The following is a 21,427-nucleotide window of genomic DNA, read 5'->3' on the forward strand; positions in this document are numbered from 1 at the left end:
GGACAAGGACTTTTCATGCCTATTATTACATTGCCTGATGGCAGCAAACGTGAGTTTGCCAATCCTGTATCAACTCTTGATGTTGCATTAGACATCGGCCCTGGTTTAGCTAAAGCGTGTATTGCTGGCCGAGTTAACGGTGAGCTTAAAGACGCAACAGACTTGATAACAGCAGATTCAGAACTCGCTATCATTACGGCTAAAGACGACGAGGGTGTTGAAATCCTTCGCCATTCTTGTGCGCATTTATTAGGTCACGCAATCAAACAAATGTGGCCTGAAACAAAAATGGCTATCGGCCCAGTTATCGATAACGGTTTTTATTACGACATCGATTTGGACCACAAGTTAACGCAAGACGATATTGAAGCACTTGAAAAGCGAATGCTTGCGCTAGCTAAAACCAATTACGATGTGGTTAAAAAAGTTGTGTCTTGGCAAGAAGCTCGTGACGCTTTTAGCGAACGTAGTGAAGAATACAAAATTGCTATTTTAGACGAAAATATCAGTAAAGACGCAACTCCTGCACTTTATCACCACGAAGAATATGTTGATATGTGTCGTGGTCCGCACGTGCCAAACATGCGCTTTTGTCAAAACTTTAAGTTAATGAGTGTCGCTGGTGCGTACTGGCGTGGCAACTCAGATAACAAAATGCTACAGCGTGTATATGGAACAGCATGGGCAGACAAGAAAGCCCTTAAAACTCACTTGGTGCGTTTAGAAGAAGCAGCCAAACGTGACCACCGTAAAATTGGTAAACAGTTAGACTTGTACCATATGCAAGAAGAAGCACCTGGAATGGTGTTTTGGCATAATGATGGTTGGAGCATATTCCTAGAGCTTGAAAAGTTTATTCGTCAAAAATTAGGACAGTACACTTACCAAGAAGTAAAAGGCCCATTAATGATGGACCGTTCTCTATGGGAACGGTCAGGTCATTGGGATAAATACTCTGAAGCTATGTTCACCACGAGCAGTGAAAGTCGCGAATACGCGATTAAACCAATGAACTGTCCTGGTCACGTACAGATTTTCAATCAAGGCTTAAAATCTTACCGAGATTTGCCATTGCGTATGGCTGAGTTTGGTTGTTGTCATCGTAACGAACCATCTGGTTCATTACACGGCTTAATGCGCGTTCGCGGGTTTACTCAAGACGATGCACACGTATTCTGTACCGATGAGCAAGTACAGCAAGAAGTCAGTGCTTGTATCCAAATGGTATATGACACATATGCAACCTTCGGTTTTGAAAACATTGTCGTAAAACTGTCAACTCGCCCAGAAAAGCGTATTGGTGATGACGCGATGTGGGATCGTGCTGAAGAAGCTCTAAAGCAAGCATTAGCCGCAAATAATATAGAATATGAAATATTACCGGGCGAAGGCGCGTTTTATGGCCCAAAAATCGAATTTACCTTACATGATTGTTTAGATCGTGCATGGCAATGTGGTACAGTACAGCTTGATTACGCATTACCGACTCGTTTAGGTGCTACTTATGTCGCTGAAGACAACAGTCGCCAGACTCCGGTAATGATCCATCGTGCTATTTTAGGCTCTTTAGAACGCTTCTTAGGTATATTGATAGAAGAATACGCTGGTAAATTCCCAACTTGGCTTGCTCCAATGCAAGTAGTTGTAATGAATATTACTGATAAACAAGCTGATTATGTTGAAGAAATTGTTAAATTCTTCAAAGAACAGGGTATTCGAGCATCTTTTGACTTGAGGAATGAGAAAATAGGCTTTAAAATACGCGAACACACACTTAGACGTGTGCCTTATTTGTTGGTCGTTGGTGATCAAGAAATGGAAAATAAGGAAGTCGCGGTGCGTACACGTGACGGTATTGATTTAGGCAAGTTAAAATTAGAAGATTTCGCCTCTATAATACGTCAACAAATTTCGCTCCGTAGTCTCAAATTGTTGGAGGAATAGGTCATAAAGATCAAAAGAACAGCAGGGCGACAGCCAGCCCCTAATAGAATCAATGAAGAAATCACTGGTGTTCCTGAAGTCCGTTTATCGGATTTAGAAGGTGAAGCAATTGGTATCGTTAGCATTAAAGAAGCTCAGAGTATTGCAGATGAAGCAGGTGTTGATCTCGTAGAGATTAGCCCTAATGCTGAGCCTCCGGTCTGTCGCATAATGGACTACGGTAAGTTCCTTTTTGATAAAGCGAAAGCTCAAAAAGAACAAAAAAAGAAGCAAAAACAGGTCCAGGTGAAGGAAATTAAATTCCGTCCCGGCACTGATGAAAACGACTATCAGGTAAAACTACGCAACCTGATTCGTTTTCTAGAAGATGGTGACAAAGCGAAAATTACGCTGCGTTTCCGTGGTCGCGAAATGGCACACCAAAACCTAGGTATGGATCTTTTGAACCGTATCAAGGCTGATTTGGAAGAGTATGCGGTTGTCGAATCTTTCCCGAAAATGGAAGGTCGTCAAGCAATTATGGTGCTAGCACCTAAAAAGAAATAGTAGGGCAACCTAAAGTAGCAAAAGTCTCTTGAGGCTTTTGCTCGCCTTACGTTTATTAACGTCCCAATGCGGAGTTTTAGAAATGCCTAAAATGAAAACAGACAAGGGTGTAGCGAAGCGTTTTAAGAAAACCGCTAATGGTTTCAAGCGCAAGCAAGCACACTTACGTCACATTTTGACCAAGAAGAGCACTAAGCGTAAGCGTCACTTACGTGCTAAATGTTTAGTTGCTAAGTCTGATGTGCCAGCAATTGCACGTCAACTACCATACGCTTAATTAAAGGAGAGATAAACAATGCCTAGAGTTAAGCGTGGTGTAACCGCTCGTGCTCGTCACAAAAAAGTACTTAAACTAGCTAAAGGTTATTATGGCGCTCGTAGCCGTACTTACCGTGTTGCTGTTCAAGCAGTAACTAAAGCTGGTCAATATGCTTACCGTGACCGTCGTCAGAAAAAACGTCAATTCCGTCAATTATGGATTGCACGTATTAATGCGGCTTCACGTCAAAATGGTCTGTCTTACAGCCGTTTCATTAACGGCTTGAAAAAGGCGTCTATCGAAATCGATCGTAAGATTTTGGCTGACATCGCTGTTTTCGACAAAGTTGTATTCGCAACTTTAGTTGAAAAAGCAAAAGAAGCATTAACTAAGTAATTAGTGAAACGCTTTGGAAAAAGGAACCTTCGGGTTCCTTTTTTTATGCCTTTAGATTTAATACCAATTTCACTAATAATCTGGTCAGTCAGCGAGAGTTCTGTGTCTTCTAGGCAAGTAATGGAATTGTAGGCATAGTTGCACTCGGCAACTGCTCCTGCGTTGCTCTACCTCCTGCGTCCATGCAGTCTTACGTCAAAATGCTATTAAGCAGTATAGAAAACACAGAAACTCGCCTTCAGGAGACGCTTAGACTGTCCATTTATTTGTTGCATTGCCTTAATTATTTCAACCATGCGCCTCAAACTGGACAGTATGAGTGACTCTGATTGGTCACATAATTAATGGAAAATGTCTTTAGTATTATTGGTTTTAAATAGTTAAATTGTCTAAATACAGATTGTAGATAGACACGGATTAACAAAAAGCATGTATAAAGGACATTATAAACTTAGTAGGTTTGTTCAGTTACCATAACACGATGCAGTTAGTAAATTTGCCATTGCTACCATTTATCAAAACAATATCGTTAAAGCCGTTTTCTTAAAGTAATATAAGTCAACAGAGACATGCCTATCATAAATTACCGTGTAGAACATAAATGTACTTAACATCTCGCTTCAATTATTTAAATTCCATAGCGTTTGCTGATTAAATTAAAGTAGTATCAAAATTTGTGATGTAATTTTAGTGATTATGTAATTTTGTCTCAACAATCAAAAATCTCACTACTCAGCTTGTCGATACAATGGTATAACTAAACAAAATTCGTCTCTTCCCTCACTTAGGATAGTTGTAATGATCTTTTCTGAAGTAACGCTTGCTCCAGCGGACCCAATTTTAGGCTTAACAGATGCTTTTAAAGCCGATACTCGTGCACATAAAGTCAATTTAGGTGTTGGTATTTATAAGGATGAGGCAGGGCAAACCCCTGTATTGAAATCTGTAAAAAAAGCAGAAGCTATTTTACTAGAAACAGAACTGACCAAAAACTATTTAGGTATTGAGGGCGTACAAGCTTACAACCAGGTGGTTCAAGGTTTATTGTTCGGTTCAAATAGCCAAATTATTAATGATAAGCGTGCAGTAACAGCTCAGGCACCAGGTGGTACAGGTGCATTGCGTATTGCTGCCGAGTTTTTAGTGCGCAATACTAAATCAACGACTATTTGGGTGAGTAATCCTACATGGGCCAACCATCAAAATATTTTTGAAACTGCTGGCTTAACTGTCAAAGAATATCGTTATTATAAAGCTGAAACTCACGATATGGATTTCGATGCGATGCTAGTCGATCTTAATCAAGCTAAAGCGGGTGATGTAGTGTTATTGCATGGTTGTTGCCATAACCCAACCGGTATTGATTTGTCTCTATCACAATGGAGTCAAGTTGCACAAGTTTGTTTAGACAAGCAATTGTTGCCGTTATTTGATTTTGCATATCAAGGATTCGGTGCAGGAATTGAAGAGGATGCGCAAGGTCTTCGAATTGTAGCTGCTGTTGTACCTGAGTTGCTTATTGCCAATTCATTTTCAAAAAACTTCGGTTTATATAATGAACGTATTGGTGCTGTAACGGTTGTAGCAGAAGATGAAGGTGCGGCGATTAATAGCTTTAGCCAAATTAAAAAAACAATTCGTGCAAATTATTCAAATCCTCCTGCTCATGGCGGATTAATTGTCAGCACTATTTTAGCAAACGCAGAATTACGTCAAGAATGGGAAGCTGAGTTAACTGAAATGCGTGAACGTATTGCAGAAATGCGTACTTTATTCGTTGACAGTTTACAAGCTGAGGGCGTAGAACAAGATTTTAGCTTTATTTCACGTCAAAATGGTATGTTCAGTTTCTCAGGTTTAAATAAGCAACAAGTTGCTCGTTTAAAAGATGAATTTGCCATTTACATTGTTGGTTCTGGTCGAATTAGTGTTGCAGGCTTAACTAAAAACAATATGCCGGCGGTATGTAAGGCTATTGCACAAGTGCTATAAAGAGCCATAAATAATTAAGGCTGCTTATGGCAGCCTTTTTTATTTTTTGATTTTTTGTGATCTGTCGGTGTGTTCAAAGGGATCAGATTATATTTAGCTCAGGGAGCTGCAGTTGTGCTAAATGAAATTGGCACACTTGTTCAATTGCTTCGGCTAAAGCCTGTTTATCATGAAGACCTGAGTGGTGCTTACTGACTAAATTAAATTGATTAAAACGCACCTCATTACAATAATGGCTAGCCAATTTCTGTTCATTTCCATGTTGAATAACATCCAAAATTACATTTTTACCGATAATCTGGTTTAACCAAACAATTTTATCCTCAATACTAAAGGTACTTGCAGGAGAATATTCAGCGGTCAAGTTATCGATAAGCATCACATGCGCATTTGAGTTTCTAATACTTTCGGCAATTTCAGGAATGAGTAATGGAGGTAAAATGCTTGTTAAAAAACTACCGGGTCCTAAAATAATTAACTGTGATTTTTCAATGGCTAAACAAGCTTCAGATGTAGCTTGTACTTGTGGCTCTAACGATAAAGCGATTGGCGCCTCGGTCATACCATCAACGTTTAATTCGCCAAACACTTTTGCTCCGCAATGGCTTAGAGCAACCAAATGAGTAGATGCTTCGGACATTGGAATAATTTGCGTTTCAATTTTTAATATTCCGCGAATTAAATTAACCGCATCGAGTGGGCGTACGCATAATTGGTCAAGTGCGTGTAACACGACATTACCTAAATTATGCCCAGCTAACTCATTGTCGCCAGTAAAACGGTGGTCAAATAACATTGAGCCTAGAGAAGGGCGATGAGCTAAGTGTGATAAACAATTACGTAAATCACCCCAAGCAATAGTTTGTTGGTCTTGCCTTAACCTTCCTGTTGAGCCGCCATTATCTGTGGTGGCGACAATACCGCTTAATTTAGGACCTAAAAATGCCAGTGCAGCAAGTATTCTGCCAAGCCCATGACCGCCACCGATAGCGACGACATGATCAATATTCAGTAATTGATGATTCAACATAGCGTTGTTCTCAAATCCTTGAGTGTTGATTATTACACGGAGAATGATAATGATGAAGGCGCGCCGCAAGATATTGCTTTGATTCTAACCGCTTAATGACATTAACGTGTAATTAATTTTAAGCTTTCGTGATCATCGAGTTATGATGGCTTCGAAGTAACAATGAAAAAAGTGCCTTTGATGATTCATCATGGTTTTAAGGTTATAATTACGCAGTTTTAAACAATACAAATAAGGCAGGTACGTTTGAAGTTAGGCAGTATTAGTCAAATGACATTTGCATTAGGTATAGCTGTTATTGCATTGTTAACCATAAGAGTGCTTGTTATTCCGCAATCAACGCCTTCTTCACCGCGTTCTGCTTTGGGGCAATTGCATAATATTGATTTAGGCAAAATGCCTGATTTTTCAAAAATTGAAGATATAGCAATCAAAAAACAAACATTTTTTGATTACTTACGCCCAGCCATTGAAGCCCAAAACCAAATAATTATCCATGAGCGTCAATTTTTACTCGCAATGATTGAGCAAATTGATAATGGCATAGGTTTACGCGAGGTTGATGCTGAACGTTTACAATCTATAATTGATAAATATCAGTACGATGTTAAATCATTTACTCGCAACACATTATCTCCGTTGCTCAAACGAATTGATATTATTCCTGTCAATATGGTGTTGGTGCAGGCGGCTAACGAAAGTGGTTGGGGCAGCTCACGCTTTGCGGTTGAAGGCTTCAATTTTTTTGGCCAATGGTGTTTCTCACCTGGTTGTGGACTTGTGCCTTCAGCGCGAGATAATGGCAAAAACCATGAAGTTGCCGTATTTGATTCGCCAAAAGATTCAATCATTGCTTATATGGTGAACCTAAACACTAATCAAGCCTATCGACTATTTCGTTCTATACGTGCTGACCTACGCTCACAAAACATAAAACCGACAGCCGAAAAGCTCGTGTTTGGACTAATCAATTATTCTGAACGTAAGGATGAATATATCGATGAGCTGCTTGAAATGCTTAAACATAACAAATCATTTTTAACAGGAAACCAAGCCAATGCTTAACCGTTCGCTACGTCATGGATTATTGATATTATCGACCACCGTTGTTGCCAGTAGCAGCGTAGCTGAAACTGTTTCATTAGAGTATGTTGGCTTTTATGATCGTTTAAAGCAAGTTAACAAACAAAATTACCAACTTGTTGAGTTGGCTTTTAGTGTTCCGGTTACCACAGATTGCACGATTACCTCTGGTAGTATCACAACCGAAAACGAAACATATCCTTTAACGTATACAGACCAACAGCGTTTATTTATTCCGTATGATGCACAATTGAAATCAGATAGAGGTTTGGTGAATATCGAAGTAGCAGGTAATGCAAGCAAGTGTGCTATTGCAATGCAAGTACGTGCCCGCTCAACTCAACAACAATATACGCAAGCAGAATTACTTGCACTCAATACCGATATGAATCGTTTGCTCGATGGCTTACAAGGTTTTCCAATGAAGTATTTTCGCAAACCAATTGATGGTATCACGTTTGAATTTTTAACTGCTGATACAACAATCACTATCGATGATGCGCAACAATTGTTGAATGGCAAATTTACACTTACTCTTGATCAAATGAATCATTTAAAACAGATTTCATTTAGCGAGAAGCCAAATGTGGTTAGCCCTTACGTTAACAATCAATAAGTCATTATAAAATGAGTAACAATCAGTAGTGCTTAGTGTAAAAGTGCTTTTGATTTAAAATAAAAAAAGGCGTTGATATTAATCAGCGCCTTTTGTTTATGTAATCTATATAGGTAAAGATTTTAATAAAAAAATTACGGTTTAAACGTTGCTACAATATCAATTCGATTACTGACATCTAAATTAATATGGCCATTGTTACTGATGTCTACAAAATCAAAAGCTGGTAAATCGGCATCAGCTACATCGCCTTTATTTTCTGCGTTTGGATTTCGTTTAAGCGACACAAAATCAAATTGTTCACGGTCGACGCCTTGAGAAGGGGCAGTATTTTGCATCGCGGTAAATATAGTTTCAATGCGACCGGGTGATTGTTTATCCCAAAGTTTTAGCATGTTTTTAATTTCGCCACGCTTTAGGTTTTCTTGAGATCCACACAAGTTACACGGAATAATAGGAAACTCTTTGAGATCAGAATACGCCTCAATATCTTTTTCACGGCAGTATGCTAATGGACGAATGACCATGTTAGCGCCGTCATCAGATAATAATTTAGGTGGCATCGCTTTGAGTTTTCCACCATAAAACATATTCAAAAATAAGGTTTCGATAATGTCATCACGGTGATGGCCTAAAGCAATTTTGGTTGCACCGATATGTTGCGCAAAACCATATAAGGTCCCACGACGTAAACGTGAGCACAATGCACAAGTCGTTTTACCTTCAGGCACTTTCTCTTTAACGATAGAGTAAGTGTCTTTTTCAAGAATGTGGTATGGCACACCAATTTTGTCTAGATATGCAGGCAGGATATGCTCAGGGAAACCAGGTTGTTTTTGGTCTAGATTTACCGCAACAATTTCAAACTTGATAGGGGCACGTTGCTGAAGATTTAATAAAATATCTAACATGGTGTAGCTGTCTTTACCGCCAGACAAACAACACATAACACGATCACCATCTTCGATCATATTGTAATCTGCAATCGCAGAGCCGACTTCACGGCGCAAACGTTTTTGCAGTTTATTCATACGAGTAATATTTTTTTTTGCGATTGTATCGACTTCAACTTCAGACATAAAAATGCGCCCAGTAACCAAGTGTTTCAGGGCGCGTATTATTCCAGTAAACGAGGGCAGGGTAAAGGTTTTCGCTTACTCTTAATCGACTAATCTTCTAAAGGAGATTTATATCCATCAGGTTTAATCGCTAATAAGTCACAATTAATGCTATCGATAACATGTTCAGCAGTATTACCAATTAATGCAGCAGAAAATCCTGTGCGGCCTACTGTACCCAAAACTACTAATTCGGCATCTAATTTAGCAGCTAGCTCAGGAATGACGTCTTCTGGCAAGCCTTCCTCTACATGGCAATTTTCAAGCGGAATATTATAAGCTTGTGCAAGGTATTGCACTCTTTGTTCGTGCTGCATTCTTACGGTGTTGTTATAAATATTGGCATCGAAGTCTGGTAACTCGATAGCCAAATTCACAGGCGTACCTGGATAACCGTTCACAAGGTGAACACTGGCTGAGAACTTTTTCGCTAAATCTAGTGCATGATTAATGATTTTACCATTAAGACTTTGATGATCATCATCTTCGGATACAACATTGACTGCACAAACTATTTTACCTTGCACTGGCCAATCATGTTCTTTCACCATCAACACTGGTACTGGTGATTTGCGCATTAAATGCCAGTCAGTAGGAGTAAAGATCACAGCTTTAAGTTTATCGTGTTGATGGGTACTTTTTACAATAAGATCATAAGCACCTTTCATTGCGTAATTAATTACACTTTCAAAAGGGCGGTTGTGCCAAACTACTTCAGTATTAATGGTCAGTTTTTTACTGCTAAAACCGCTAATTGCATTTTCTAACCAAGCCACACGTTGGTCAATAACACCTTGGCGCATCGCTTCACGCTCTTGGCTAGACAAAATAGAGGTCATTTCGTATGAAAAATCGAAGATAGATAAAAATGCAGTGATTACAGCATCACTTTTACTCGCGAGTTCGACTGCGCGAGCTAATGCTGGTTGATGATCAGTTGTAGGATTAATCACCACTAAAATCTTTTTATAATCCTTCATAAAACCTCCAAAGCTGTTGAATTTTGTTTTTATATTAACTGCTTATAGTATTACCGTTTACTAATAAATAAACCTTGAGGTAGATCATACTAATTAGCTTTAAGTTGCTATGCGTGCATTACCTGCTAATTTTGCTAGTTCAACATGGTCAACAATACTGATGTATTTACCATTAACTTCAATTAACCCAGACTTTTGAAAGCGCCCCAATAAACGGCTAATGGTTTCAACTGTGAGTCCGAGGTAATTACCGATATCACCTCGAGTCATGGTTAATCTAAATTCTTTAGAAGAAAATCCGCGGTTACCAAAACGTTTTGATAAATTATTAATAAATGCAGCTAAGCGCTCTTCCGCATTTTTCTTGGACAGTAATAAAATCATTTCCTGATCAGTCATTATTTCACTACTCATTAAACGCATTATTTGTTGTCGAAGTTTTGGTACGGAGCCGGCGAGTGTATCAAGGGTATCGTAAGGGATTTCACACACCATTGACGTTTCTAATGCTTGTGCAAAACTTTGATGCTGTTGAGCATGAATACCATCAAAACCAATCACATCACCAGCAAGATGAAAGCCGGTAATTTGTTCATCACCTTGTTCGGTTATTGTGTAACTTTTAATAGTCCCAGAGCGAATGGCATACAAAGATTTGAGGCCGTCCCCAGATTTAAAAATAAGGTCGCCTTTTTGAATAGGCTTTTTACGTTCAATGATGTTATCTAGTTTGTCTAATTCATCATTATTGAGAGTAAAAGGGATGCATAAGGCTTCCATACTGCAGTCGTGGCAATGAATTGCGGATCCGCTAGTTGATGGTCGACGAGCTTTGATTATTTCTGAAGTCATACCCATTCTCAGTTTGTATAAACTTTACTATGTTAAACCAAATTAACGTTACTAACTAGCTTAGCTGACTAAAAGCAATGTAGAGTGTTTGTAAACCAAATAACACTAACAATAAACCACTCAATAATCTAACAGCACGCTTTTGTACCCATTGCGCTAAGGTTTTTGCTGCCATTCCTGCAGCAAATAATGCAGGTAAAGTCCCTAAACCAAATGCCAACATAATCAAAGCACCTTGCAGTGCACTGCCTGAAGCAACAGACCAAGTTAGTGTGCTATAAACTAACCCACACGGTAGCCATCCCCATACCATACCAGCAAGTAAAGCCTGGTGCGGATGTTTAATGGGTAAAACTTTGCGGGTTAATGGTTGTAAATAGCGCCACAATACTTTGCCTACTTTCTCTATATGTACAATACCGAACCAAATTTGTGCAATGTATAAACCGGTTAGTATCATCATAAAACCAGCAAAAATTCGTAAACAAAGTAAATAAATATCGGCATCAAATAATTGTCCTAATGCCGATGCACTACCACCCACTAAAGCCCCCGCAAGGGTATAACTGGTAATTCTTCCTAAGTTGTAGCTCAATAAAAAGCGCAGTTGGTTAGCTAATCTACTTTGGCCATTATTGGGTATATTGGTAGAAAATGCGCCAATTAAGCCTCCACACATACCAAAACAGTGTGCAGCACCCATTAAGCCAACTATAAACGCGCCACCGACATTATATTCAATCACGCTTATTTCTCTGTTTTATTGGCGATATTGTCATTTTGTTGTGGTTTTTTTGCTTCATCATCAAATAATATAGACACACTTTGTCTGTCTAAATCATCGAACTGTTCAGACTTAACCGCCCAAAAGAAGATGGCAACTGCAATCAATACAAACAACATTGCTATAGGGATTAGTACGTAGATGATACTCATAGTTTTATCCTAAGAAGCCTTAAACTGTTACTCACAACAATCAGTGAGCTGACAGACATACCAATTGCAGCAATATAAGGAGCAACATGCCCAGTCACTGCCAATGGCAAAATAATAACGTTATAAGCAAATGCCCATAATAAATTTTGATGTATGATGCGCTGGGCTTGTTTAGCTACATTAATCGCATCATTGAAGCGTGACAAGTGGTCTCCTAGTAAAATGAGATCAGCACTGTTTTTAGCAATTGCACTGCCGCTCCCCATAGCGACCGACAAATTTGCACCCGCTAACACAGGTGCGTCATTTATCCCATCGCCAAACATTGCCACTTTTTTGGTTTGTTGCAATTGGTTAATGAATTGTAACTTTCCCTGAGGCGACAAGCCTGCGTGAACATCAGTAATACCAAGCTTTTGTGCTAGATATTCAACATGACCAGAACTATCACCACTGGCAATACTTAAGCCAATTTTTGATTGTGCGAGTCGATTAACCGTTTGCTTACTGTCTATTCGTAGTTGATCAAGCATTTCAATTTGGGCAACCAGTTGATTGTCTATCGACAAATAAATTAGTTGAGCGTGTTGAATGTCCTGCTCTTGTTTCAATGCTTCAGTGTATGACAATACGAATGCAAGTTTGCCAATTTTCACTGATTGATTATCAACAGTTGCTGCGATACCCAAGCCAACATGATGTTCAACATCAACGACCTGATGAATGTTCTTAACGTAAGGCTTAAAAGCATTTGCAATAGGATGTAATGAACCTTGTTCAATTGCTGCAGCAATTGCCAATACTTGATCTTGCGAATAGTTTTTCTCTAATTTGACTTCACCAATCGACAATTGACCACAGGTTAATGTCCCTGTTTTATCAAACACGACATGATCAATTTGGGTTAGTTTTTCAAATACTCCCGCTTTGCGGGTAATGATGCCTAATTGTGTAAAAATGGCAGTAGCGCAGGTAACCGCGGTTGGCGTGGCTAGGGCGAGGGCGCAAGGGCATGTTGCCACAAGTACCGATAAGGTGACCCAAAATGCATCCTCAGGCGAAATAAAAGACCAAACAATATAGGTGATGAGTGCAATAGATAAAATAGTGGCTGAAAAATACCTCGCTAACCTGTCTGCAATTAAGGCAATAGCGGGTTTGTTATTTGATGCCATTTCTTGTAAACGTATAATTTCAGCCACTAATTGATCTTGACCTAATGCATTAACTTTAATGTGAAGCGGTTGCTCAACATTAATAGTGCCAGCATAAACATGATCCTCTAGCTGTTTAGTTATAGGCATTTGCTCACCTGTGAGCATGGCTTCATTGACACTTGATTTACCCGACACAACAACAGCATCTGCAGCAATAACTTCACCAGGTTTAACTAAAATAACATCGTTTATTCGTAATTTTTTTGCTGCAATCTCAACCGTTTGTCCGTCTTTAACTAAATGAGCGGTTAAGGGTATCAGTTTATGTAAATTACTCGAACTCACCGAAGCACGCTGTCTTGCCGTTTGTTCAAAGTAGCGACCGAGCAATAAAAAGAAAGTGAACATAGACACGGATTCAAAATATACCTCACCGTTGCCTTGAATCGTCGCAACACAACTGGCAATAAATGCACCGCCAATGGCAATAGAGACAGAAACATCCATATTGAGTTTGCCACTTAACAAACTGCGTAAGGCACTAAAATAAAACGGTTGGGCAGAATACAACACGACAGGAGCGGCAAAAATTAAACTGACCCAACGGAAATAATCTCTAAATTCAACGTCTAAATCAGTAAAGTAACCCGTGTACAAGGCTAGGGCAAACATCATGACTTGCATGGTAGCAAAGCCAGCTAAACCGAGTCTTAACAAAAACTTTCGGCTATCAGCTTTAGATTGCTTTTCTTGTTCGTCTACCTGATAAGGTGCAGCTTGATAACCAATTTGACTAATGAGTTGTAATATTTCACTTAACTTTATAGTGTTATTATCCCAACTGACCATAGCCCGTTGTGTGGTTGAATTAACCAGTACATTTGTTATCCCGTTAATTGGCTTGAGTTTGTGTTCAATTAACCAGGCGCAGGCAGCACAGGTTATTCCATCAATTGATAATGAGGTAGAGTCGATTTCACCTTGTTTATGGACAAAGTCTTGCTGAACTTCAGGGAGATCGTAAGCGCTATATTGAGTTAATTGCTCTGGTACTAATGCGGTTTGGCGGTTACCTGGCTCACTTCGGAACTGATAATAGCTCGTTAATCCTGCATCAATAATAGCTTGAGACACAGCCTGGCAGCCAGGGCAACACATAGGTTGTGCTTGCCCGTTGATTATGGTGGTAAATTGCTCGCCAGTGAGAACGGGTTCATTACAATGGAAACAAGAGGTCATAAATTAATTAAGCCAATATTCAACGTCATCTTTAATTTCGATACGTTGTTGAATTCGCCATTTTGCATCAAAACCTTCAATACGTACTTCCCAGGGGCCTTTGATTGCAGCATCTAAAGGAATGCGATAAACATAGTTAGCATCAGCAGTCGCATTTAAACTGAAATCGTTCGCTTCAATCGTTGGGTGATAAAAACGGACATTTAACGCTGCACGATATTCAGGACCACCTTGTTGAGTGATTTGTAACTCTTGGTCGGTGACTTTAACTAAAAACTTCATGCCTATTTGCTGCGCATATTTTATCTTGCGCAAGTCCATGTTAATGCCTTTGCCTTCTTTATAATATTCTTCAGCGACCAAAGAGTCAGAATTATCTAACGCAATTTTTAAAGTGGTTAAGCTGGCAATAACGGCACACATTGGTAAAACGATTAAAAACCAAGGCCAAAATTGTTTATACCAAGGGGGTTGATTCGACATGATACATCCTAAATATATTGTAAAAATTTACCGCACTATTTTAACGCGTAACAGCTTAATAATCACTTAAAAAAAAGGCCTCGATTACCTCGAGGCCTTATATTTAGCTAATGATAACTATTTGTTTGATAAGCTATAAACATAAGCAGCAATAACGTGAACTTTCTCTTCACCGAGAATGTCTTTCCATGCTGGCATAACACCGGCACGACCGTTAATGATTGACTCTTCAATATAGCCACGGCTTCCGCCATATAACCAAACATTGTCAGTTAGGTTAGGGGCACCCATGAACTTGTTGCCTTTAGCATCCATACCATGACACGCAAAACAACCTTTCATGAACGAACCTTGACCTTGAGCAGCAAGTGCTTCGTCGTGCTCACCACCAGACAGTTTGATCACATATTCAGCTAGACCTTTAATCTCGCTGTCTTCGATAGGTAAACCACCTTTAGGCGGCATCATACCGTTACGACCATTCATTAACGTGGTTTTGATAGTGGCTAAATCGCCACCATATAACCAATCGTCGTCTGTAAGGTTAGGGAAGCCTTTTGAACCACGTGCGTCAGAACCATGACATTGAGCGCAGTTTTGTAAAAATAAACGACCACCCACTTTCAATGCTTCTTCATCTTTAACTAACTCTTCTAACGGAGTCGCTAAATACGCAGCAAAGATAGGACCATATTTTTCATCAGCATGAGCCACTTCACGGTCATACTGTGATAAACGGTTTTCTGCTTTTGCGGCTTCAAGTGCTGCTGCTGAATCGGCTTTTAGACCTAGTTCAGTTCCAATACTTTGGTTAGAACTTGTCCAACCAAATAGGCCTTTGTAGTTACCAAGGCCAGGGTATAGAGCTAAATAGATCACACCGAATACGATAGTCAGATAGAACATATAAGCCCACCACTTTGGCAGCGGGTTGTTAAGTTCTTCAATGCCATCAAACTCGTGGCCCATTGATTTGCCTTCTTCTACACCAGTGTAATTATTATTCACTAGCTTAAGCAGAATAAAACAACCAACAATGACCACAATAGTCAGTACAGAAATCCAAATGCTCCAGAAGTTACTCATAATCATTACTTCTGCTCTCCTGAGTCTTTAGACATTTTAGCCAGTTCATCTTCTGAAAATACTAAGTTAGCCGCTTCGTCAAATTTTGACTTACTATGCTTACTGTATGCCCAGTAGAAGATCCCGACAAACGTCACCATTACAATAATGGTTAAAATGCCTTGAAAAGTACCGTAATCCATCATTGCCTCCTACTTGAGTGCGTGACCCAAAGATTGCAAATAAGCGATTAGTGCTTGTAGTTCAGTTTTGCCTTCAACCGCTTTTTGAGCGCCAGCAATTTCTTCGTCAGTGTACAGATCATTACCTTTATAACCGCCTTTATGCAGGTTACGTAAAATAGTCATCTTATCACCGGTTAATTTGCCGTCGAGCGTGTTTTCAGCTAACCACGGGAAAGCAGGCATGTTCGACTGAGGAACAACGTCACGTGGATTGATTAAATGCACTTCATGCCATCTATCACTGTAACGACCACCAACACGGGCTAAATCAGGACCTGTACGCTTAGAACCCCATTGGAAAGGGTGATCCCAAACGGATTCCCCTGCAACTGAATAGTGACCGTAACGTTCAGTTTCTGCACGTAAAGGACGGATCATCTGGCTGTGACAGTTGTAACAACCCTCACGAACATAAATATCACGACCTTCAATCTGCAGTGCAGTATAAGGAATTAACCCTTCAACCGCTTCAGTAGTATCTTTCTGAAAAATTAGCGGCGTAATTTGCACTAAACCACCAAAACTAATAGCGATTACAGTGAAAATGGCTAGCAGGCCCACATTCTTTTCAATTAATTCATGATTAAATTTCATCGAATCTGCTCCTTAAGCTTCTGCTAACGCAGGTAGTGAATCTTTAGGCGCTTTAACAGTGCGAAGCACGTTGTAAGCCATAATCAACATACCAGTTAAGAAGAAACAACCACCAAGAAAGCGTACAAAGTAGAATGGGTATGAAGCTTCTAAACTCTCAACGAAACTGTACGTTAACGTACCGTCAGAGTTTACTGCGCGCCACATAAGACCTTGCATAACACCAGAAATCCACATACTTACGATATATAACACAGTACCGATAGTCGCTAACCAGAAATGGACGTTTACAAGCGAAGTGCTATACATACGGCCTTGATTAAACAATACAGGAACTAAATGATATAACGAACCAATAGACACCATTGCAACCCAGCCTAGCGCGCCAGAGTGAACGTGACCAACGGTCCAGTCAGTGTAATGTGATAACGCATTTACTGTTTTAATTGCCATCATTGGGCCTTCAAAGGTAGACATACCATAGAAAGACAATGAAACAACTAAGAAACGTAATACTGGGTCTGTACGTAGCTTATGCCAAGCACCAGACAGGGTCATAATGCCGTTAATCATACCGCCCCAAGAAGGAGCAAATAAGATTAATGACATCACCATACCTAATGACTGAGTCCAGTCAGGAAGGGCAGTGTAATGTAAGTGGTGAGGACCGGCCCAAATGTATAACGCAATCAATGCCCAAAAGTGAACAATGGATAAACGGTATGAATACACCGGACGACCAGCTTGCTTAGGTACGAAGTAATACATCATCCCCAAGAAACCAGCAGTAAGTAAGAAGCCTACCGCATTATGACCATACCACCACTGAACCATTGCATCGACAGCGCCAGAGTACAATGAGTAAGACTTAAATAGACTTACAGGCACTGCCATTGAGTTAACAATGTGCAATACAGCAACAGTGATAATAAAGGCACCAAAGAACCAGTTAGCCACATAAATATGAGACGTAGTTCGTTTAGCTATTGTGCCAAAAAATACAATTGCATAGCAGACCCAAATAACGGTAATGGCAATATCAATTGGCCATTCTAATTCGGCATACTCTTTACCTTGAGTGAACCCCATAGGTAGAGTAATTGCTGCAGCAATAATAACAGCTTGCCAACCCCAGAAAGTAAATGCAGCCAATTTAGGCGCAAATAAACGGATTTGACAAGTACGTTGCACAACATAGTAGGATGTAGCGAAAAGAGCTGATGTTCCGAACGCAAAAATCACCGCATTGGTATGTAAAGGTCGTAAACGACTAAACGTTAACCACGGTGTTTCAAAGTTCAGTTGTGGCCAGATTAACTGAGCCGCAATCAATACACCCACTGCCATACCAACGATTCCCCACAAAACTGTGGTTAGTGCGAATTGGCGGACAATAGTGTAGTTGTAATCAGCGCCTGTAGACTGGGAATGGTTCATCATAATGCTTCCACGGCTTATTACTTATACTTTTAATATTTAGTAAAGCGAACTTTACCTGTTAAGTTGACAAATGGTTACAAAACTACCCAGTGATGGCTATTTTTACAGCTATTTGTCAATGTGTTACCTCATGTTTATTGTCTCTATCACGAGGCGGTGTAATGATACTTGAGCTGAGTCAAAAAAGATACTTCACAACATGCATCAAAGTTGATCTAGATCAAGGTCTACAAGATAATGTTATCAATTAAAGAGTAAAGGTTAATCCTCGTGCATATAATAATCAAATCAGCGGTACTAGTAATTTCTTCAATGTTTTTAGTAGCATGTGATAATACAAAAAATATCAGCGAAAATACTTTTCCGAAAGATCTCACATTATGTCAATTTTCCACAGGAGAATGTTACAAAAACGTTGCAGATATAAGCGTCGGCTTAATGATCGATCCTGTACATACTCCGAGTGAAAAACCATTAAATATTACGCTCAAATCAACACAAGCGATCACTAATATTTCAATGCGAATAGAAGGGCGTGACATGTTTATGGGTGTTATACCTGTTTCATTATCTTCTGTAACAGACAATGAGTCGCAGGGAACACTTATTTTTGGGTCATGCAGTAGTAACTATATGGTATGGCGTGCATTCGTTACGTTTGATTATCAGAATCAACAGCGCACACTTATGTATGATTTTCTGGCCGATAACCCAAATCCGTAATGTGGTCATGTTTATATAGTCATTGAGTGTAAATATTCAATGAAAAGGCTAATAGAGTAGGGACGCTTCAAATAATAAAAAGACTGAATAACGGCTCACAACACCGATAAATCAAATAATTTTGCATTTATCGGTTTACCAAATAAGTGTAATACGAGTGTATAAGTACATCACAGGTTACAATTTTCACATCCATAAATAGGCTAACTTCCTGAAGAGGCAAAGTCACTTTATACATAATTAGCAGGATTAGCAGGATTAGAAGGTCTTATAGACTGATATAGTGCACAAAAGGATAATCAAAGTCAATAATCTAATTGATAATCATTCTCAACAATGTATTATAAAATATATGATGTGAAGATGAGGAGGCGATATGGCCAAGGTCAATGTAGCGATTGATAGCAACAAAGTAGCACAACTGATTAAAGCAGGGCATCTATGCGCCGCAGATTTACAGTGTTTAGATCGTCAAAGTAAGCAAACCTTATGGCAATTATGCCTGTGGAGTTGCCAAAAGCGTATTGGGTGTCAAAAATCTCAATGCCATCAACACTGTCAATTATCCATGGGTTCTGGGTCTACAGAAAAAACTATTTATGATAAAAACATAAACCTACAAAGCATAAATATTAGTTAATTGATTTATTTGTTCGCATCCATTGATGCCGATAAATAACGTTATCGGCATCAAGCATAATTAGCTATAATAGTCATATAATCAATAACCTAATATCAAATGCATATATTATGACAACCGAGCCGTTACCACCAGTATTGCCTCTTTTCGACGCCGCTGATTATGTATTACAAGGTAATGCATTTGTTAATCATTACATCACTCGTATTTCAATCGATAAAGTAACTGATGCAGGGCTCATTATTGAACATTGTGCTGATTGGTTATTTGAACAAAAACAGTCAGAAAACAACTATAAAGCATACCGCAGCGAACTCACTACATATTTACATTGGTGTTTCGATGTCGTGTCATTGTCACCAATCGCTGTAACACGTAAAGACATTGCTAAATACATCGATTACTGTCAATCACCACCAAACAACTTAATTGGCTACTTTAACGTGGCACAATTTAAGGTAGATAAAGCCAGCGGTGAGCGGATCCCTAATGTGCAATGGAGGCCATTCATTGGTAAAAAGCAACTTGGAAAATGCCTTCCATATCAATTAAGCGATAATGCACTAAAGACTAAAATAGCAATATTATCATCTTTTTATGGCTACTTAATTAGCGAAGAATACACCGAGCGTAATCCAGCACAGTTATGGCTTAAGCACAGTCGATTTGCCATTAAGCGGAAATTTGCCCTGGACGAAGACAACAATCACCATGCCTTTACTGAGTTACAATGGTCATATGTGATTAGCACCGTAGAACAATTAGCGAACAAGCAACCACAACAACATCAGCGAAGTTTATTTCTAATCACACTATTATATAGCTGCTATTTACGTATCTCTGAAATTAGTGCACGCGCAGGTTATGCACCGATAATGAGTCAGTTCAGACAAGACCCACATTCAAGCATTTGGTATTTTCACGTGCCATTTTCTAAAAGCGGAAAAGCACGCAACATTGCAATTTCTAAAGTACTTCTTAAGAGCTTAATTCAATACAGGCGATATTTAGGCTTAACAGATTTACCCAATATTGACGATCAACATCCTATCTTTATCAGGCATAAAGCTGCTGCACATGGCCGCGAATCTGGAAGCGTCAATGCCAATCTAGGCATAAGACACATACGAGATGAAATAGATAAGTTAATCAATCTAGCTGCAGACAAAGCTGCAGAAGATGGGTTCGATTACGATAGTCAATTAATGCGTAAACTTACAGCACACAACATTCGCCACACAGGTATTACGCACGACATCAACATTAATCAACGTCCGTTGTCTCATGTACAAGCTGATGCAGGACATGAAAGTATCGACACAACTTCACAGTATTTGCACACAACACAAACTGAGCGACACCAAAGTGCAGCAAATAAACCATTAAATCATCTTGCTGAGATTACATAATTGCCACTAGATAGTAGTCAAATTTCAAAGCAGACAATGTCAGCACGATCTCAAACATGATGTTAATGCTATTGATAAAGGTTTTAAGGTCATGGGACGCAGCACAATTGAATATTCTAGTTGTTTAACATAACAGCAAATCTATGACTATATGATGTGCACACAAATATACGCACAATGTATATTATGTTAAATAGGGTATTTATGTTTTGTAGGGTCTGCATCTTGTGTGTGGCTTCTCATACCAAATGAGTTTTGTCTCACTTCGTGGATCTGGCCTTTTAGTATCTAGAATCAGATGGTTATATCGAAACAAACGATTTATTTGCACAGCTATGGTGCAATATTTTATTCAGAGCGCTTTTTGTTGTCAGTTTATACCACCTGACTTTTTCAAATCCTGTGGTATGTTTTTGGTTTGATTGCTAGTCATAACTGTTCATTTGAAATGGTCATGTTGAAATTGTTCAGACACACTTCGCTTATTTCCAAAGCCAGAATCCATTAATCCAAGTTGTTGGTACTTTGCCTTAACATTGCCTTCATGCTCTCGCGGCATATCAATGTCAAAATATTCAACTTCATTATTACATTTGTTGATAATGATTTTTTATAACCTAGCCGCTATCTTTTAGCATCAGGCTGAATCGATGTGATTCTTTTGGTCTTTTAGTACTTTT

General features: G+C 39.2%; 22 protein-coding genes. 10 read left to right on the plus strand and 12 right to left on the minus strand.

The window, feature by feature from the left end:
• The first annotated feature begins 15 nt into the window (after positions 1–15).
• From thrS to IEY40_RS02205, 5 genes are all read left to right on the plus strand, one after another.
• Positions 16–1,944, plus strand: coding sequence for a threonine--tRNA ligase (gene thrS / locus IEY40_RS02185; RefSeq protein WP_188952892.1), 1,929 nt, complete (start codon positions 16–18; stop codon positions 1,942–1,944).
• A 3-nt stretch (positions 1,945–1,947) separates the two neighbouring features.
• Positions 1,948–2,490, plus strand: a complete 543-nt coding sequence (gene infC / locus IEY40_RS02190; protein ID WP_248947833.1) for a translation initiation factor IF-3 — start codon at positions 1,948–1,950, stop codon at positions 2,488–2,490.
• A gap of 82 nt (positions 2,491–2,572) precedes the next feature.
• Positions 2,573–2,767 carry a 50S ribosomal protein L35 gene (rpmI, locus tag IEY40_RS02195; RefSeq protein ID WP_011496149.1) on the plus strand — a complete coding sequence of 65 codons (195 nt, stop codon included), beginning with the start codon at positions 2,573–2,575 and terminating at the stop codon, positions 2,765–2,767.
• Between the two features lie 18 nt (positions 2,768–2,785).
• Positions 2,786–3,145 (plus strand): 50S ribosomal protein L20, encoded by a 360-nt coding sequence (gene rplT / locus IEY40_RS02200; RefSeq protein ID WP_011637486.1) that lies wholly within the window; start codon positions 2,786–2,788, stop codon positions 3,143–3,145.
• A 798-nt stretch (positions 3,146–3,943) separates the two neighbouring features.
• A complete protein-coding gene (locus tag IEY40_RS02205; RefSeq protein ID WP_188952894.1) occupies positions 3,944–5,137 on the plus strand; it encodes an amino acid aminotransferase in 1,194 nt (397 codons plus the stop codon).
• A gap of 82 nt (positions 5,138–5,219) precedes the next feature.
• Here IEY40_RS02205 and yvcK read toward each other — a convergent pair whose 3' ends face one another.
• On the minus strand, positions 5,220–6,164 hold the full coding sequence (gene yvcK, locus IEY40_RS02210) for a uridine diphosphate-N-acetylglucosamine-binding protein YvcK (protein ID WP_188953467.1): 945 nt from the start codon (positions 6,162–6,164) through the stop codon (positions 5,220–5,222).
• A 249-nt stretch (positions 6,165–6,413) separates the two neighbouring features.
• On the opposite strand from yvcK, the gene IEY40_RS02215 reads away from it, so the two are divergent.
• Complete coding sequence (locus IEY40_RS02215) at positions 6,414–7,232, plus strand: glucosaminidase domain-containing protein (RefSeq protein WP_428848129.1); 819 nt, start codon at positions 6,414–6,416, stop codon at positions 7,230–7,232.
• Positions 7,225–7,866 (plus strand): DUF2987 domain-containing protein, encoded by a 642-nt coding sequence (locus IEY40_RS02220; protein WP_188952896.1) that lies wholly within the window; start codon positions 7,225–7,227, stop codon positions 7,864–7,866. The genes IEY40_RS02215 and IEY40_RS02220 overlap by 8 nt, the downstream gene beginning before the upstream one ends.
• Positions 7,867–8,000: 134 nt before the next feature.
• Here the strand turns inward: IEY40_RS02220 and ttcA are convergent, their stop codons facing one another.
• The 11 genes from ttcA to ccoN form a co-directional block, all read right to left on the minus strand.
• Positions 8,001–8,945, minus strand: coding sequence for a tRNA 2-thiocytidine(32) synthetase TtcA (ttcA, locus tag IEY40_RS02225; protein WP_188952899.1), 945 nt, complete (start codon positions 8,943–8,945; stop codon positions 8,001–8,003).
• Between the two features lie 89 nt (positions 8,946–9,034).
• A complete protein-coding gene (gene uspE / locus IEY40_RS02230) occupies positions 9,035–9,964 on the minus strand; it encodes a universal stress protein UspE (protein WP_188952901.1) in 930 nt (309 codons plus the stop codon).
• A gap of 99 nt (positions 9,965–10,063) precedes the next feature.
• Positions 10,064–10,816, minus strand: a complete 753-nt coding sequence (gene etrA, locus IEY40_RS02235; protein ID WP_188952903.1) for an electron transport transcriptional regulator EtrA — start codon at positions 10,814–10,816, stop codon at positions 10,064–10,066.
• A 55-nt stretch (positions 10,817–10,871) separates the two neighbouring features.
• Positions 10,872–11,561 (minus strand): sulfite exporter TauE/SafE family protein, encoded by a 690-nt coding sequence (locus IEY40_RS02240; protein WP_188952905.1) that lies wholly within the window; start codon positions 11,559–11,561, stop codon positions 10,872–10,874.
• Between the two features lie 2 nt (positions 11,562–11,563).
• Positions 11,564–11,752: a cbb3-type cytochrome oxidase assembly protein CcoS gene (gene ccoS / locus IEY40_RS02245; RefSeq protein ID WP_188952907.1), complete on the minus strand. Its 189-nt coding sequence runs from the start codon at positions 11,750–11,752 to the stop codon at positions 11,564–11,566.
• Complete coding sequence (locus IEY40_RS02250; RefSeq protein ID WP_188952909.1) at positions 11,749–14,148, minus strand: heavy metal translocating P-type ATPase; 2,400 nt, start codon at positions 14,146–14,148, stop codon at positions 11,749–11,751. Before IEY40_RS02250 ends, ccoS begins: the two co-directional genes overlap by 4 nt.
• A gap of 3 nt (positions 14,149–14,151) precedes the next feature.
• Positions 14,152–14,631 (minus strand): FixH family protein, encoded by a 480-nt coding sequence (locus tag IEY40_RS02255; RefSeq protein WP_188952911.1) that lies wholly within the window; start codon positions 14,629–14,631, stop codon positions 14,152–14,154.
• 117 nt (positions 14,632–14,748) lie between these two features.
• A complete protein-coding gene (ccoP, locus tag IEY40_RS02260) occupies positions 14,749–15,717 on the minus strand; it encodes a cytochrome-c oxidase, cbb3-type subunit III (RefSeq protein WP_188952913.1) in 969 nt (322 codons plus the stop codon).
• 5 nt (positions 15,718–15,722) lie between these two features.
• Positions 15,723–15,899: a cbb3-type cytochrome oxidase subunit 3 gene (locus tag IEY40_RS02265; protein WP_160054885.1), complete on the minus strand. Its 177-nt coding sequence runs from the start codon at positions 15,897–15,899 to the stop codon at positions 15,723–15,725.
• A 9-nt stretch (positions 15,900–15,908) separates the two neighbouring features.
• A complete protein-coding gene (gene ccoO, locus IEY40_RS02270; protein ID WP_188952915.1) occupies positions 15,909–16,535 on the minus strand; it encodes a cytochrome-c oxidase, cbb3-type subunit II in 627 nt (208 codons plus the stop codon).
• Positions 16,536–16,547: 12 nt separating this feature from the next.
• Positions 16,548–17,975 carry a cytochrome-c oxidase, cbb3-type subunit I gene (ccoN, locus tag IEY40_RS02275; RefSeq protein WP_160054890.1) on the minus strand — a complete coding sequence of 476 codons (1,428 nt, stop codon included), beginning with the start codon at positions 17,973–17,975 and terminating at the stop codon, positions 16,548–16,550.
• Positions 17,976–18,245: 270 nt separating this feature from the next.
• Here ccoN and IEY40_RS02280 point away from each other — a divergent pair, with 270 nt between their 5' ends.
• From IEY40_RS02280 to IEY40_RS02290, 3 genes are all read left to right on the plus strand, one after another.
• On the plus strand, positions 18,246–18,698 hold the full coding sequence (locus IEY40_RS02280; RefSeq protein ID WP_188952917.1) for a hypothetical protein: 453 nt from the start codon (positions 18,246–18,248) through the stop codon (positions 18,696–18,698).
• 376 nt (positions 18,699–19,074) lie between these two features.
• On the plus strand, positions 19,075–19,338 hold the full coding sequence (locus IEY40_RS02285; protein ID WP_188953511.1) for a hypothetical protein: 264 nt from the start codon (positions 19,075–19,077) through the stop codon (positions 19,336–19,338).
• Positions 19,339–19,448: 110 nt separating this feature from the next.
• Positions 19,449–20,747 carry a tyrosine-type recombinase/integrase gene (locus IEY40_RS02290; protein ID WP_188952919.1) on the plus strand — a complete coding sequence of 433 codons (1,299 nt, stop codon included), beginning with the start codon at positions 19,449–19,451 and terminating at the stop codon, positions 20,745–20,747.
• Positions 20,748–21,427: the final 680 nt, after the last annotated feature.

The organism is Shewanella ulleungensis (genome assembly GCF_014648315.1).
Taxonomy (GTDB): domain Bacteria; phylum Pseudomonadota; class Gammaproteobacteria; order Enterobacterales; family Shewanellaceae; genus Shewanella; species Shewanella ulleungensis.

What these genes read in the sequence shown, in the direction of transcription:
- thrS (WP_188952892.1), top strand. Translation starts at nt 16, where the DNA reads ATGCCTATTATTACATTGCCTGATGGCAGCAAACGTGAGTTTGCCAAT.
- rpmI (WP_011496149.1), top strand. Translation starts at nt 2,573, where the DNA reads ATGCCTAAAATGAAAACAGACAAGGGTGTAGCGAAGCGTTTTAAGAAA.
- rplT (WP_011637486.1), top strand. Translation starts at nt 2,786, where the DNA reads ATGCCTAGAGTTAAGCGTGGTGTAACCGCTCGTGCTCGTCACAAAAAA.
- IEY40_RS02205 (WP_188952894.1), top strand. Translation starts at nt 3,944, where the DNA reads ATGATCTTTTCTGAAGTAACGCTTGCTCCAGCGGACCCAATTTTAGGC.
- IEY40_RS02220 (WP_188952896.1), top strand. Translation starts at nt 7,225, where the DNA reads ATGCTTAACCGTTCGCTACGTCATGGATTATTGATATTATCGACCACC.
- ttcA (WP_188952899.1), bottom strand. Translation starts at nt 8,945, where the DNA reads ATGTCTGAAGTTGAAGTCGATACAATCGCAAAAAAAAATATTACTCGT.
- uspE (WP_188952901.1), bottom strand. Translation starts at nt 9,964, where the DNA reads ATGAAGGATTATAAAAAGATTTTAGTGGTGATTAATCCTACAACTGAT.
- etrA (WP_188952903.1), bottom strand. Translation starts at nt 10,816, where the DNA reads ATGACTTCAGAAATAATCAAAGCTCGTCGACCATCAACTAGCGGATCC.
- ccoS (WP_188952907.1), bottom strand. Translation starts at nt 11,752, where the DNA reads ATGAGTATCATCTACGTACTAATCCCTATAGCAATGTTGTTTGTATTG.
- IEY40_RS02250 (WP_188952909.1), bottom strand. Translation starts at nt 14,148, where the DNA reads ATGACCTCTTGTTTCCATTGTAATGAACCCGTTCTCACTGGCGAGCAA.
- IEY40_RS02255 (WP_188952911.1), bottom strand. Translation starts at nt 14,631, where the DNA reads ATGTCGAATCAACCCCCTTGGTATAAACAATTTTGGCCTTGGTTTTTA.
- ccoP (WP_188952913.1), bottom strand. Translation starts at nt 15,717, where the DNA reads ATGAGTAACTTCTGGAGCATTTGGATTTCTGTACTGACTATTGTGGTC.
- IEY40_RS02265 (WP_160054885.1), bottom strand. Translation starts at nt 15,899, where the DNA reads ATGGATTACGGTACTTTTCAAGGCATTTTAACCATTATTGTAATGGTG.
- ccoO (WP_188952915.1), bottom strand. Translation starts at nt 16,535, where the DNA reads ATGAAATTTAATCATGAATTAATTGAAAAGAATGTGGGCCTGCTAGCC.
- ccoN (WP_160054890.1), bottom strand. Translation starts at nt 17,975, where the DNA reads ATGATGAACCATTCCCAGTCTACAGGCGCTGATTACAACTACACTATT.
- IEY40_RS02285 (WP_188953511.1), top strand. Translation starts at nt 19,075, where the DNA reads ATGGCCAAGGTCAATGTAGCGATTGATAGCAACAAAGTAGCACAACTG.
- IEY40_RS02290 (WP_188952919.1), top strand. Translation starts at nt 19,449, where the DNA reads ATGACAACCGAGCCGTTACCACCAGTATTGCCTCTTTTCGACGCCGCT.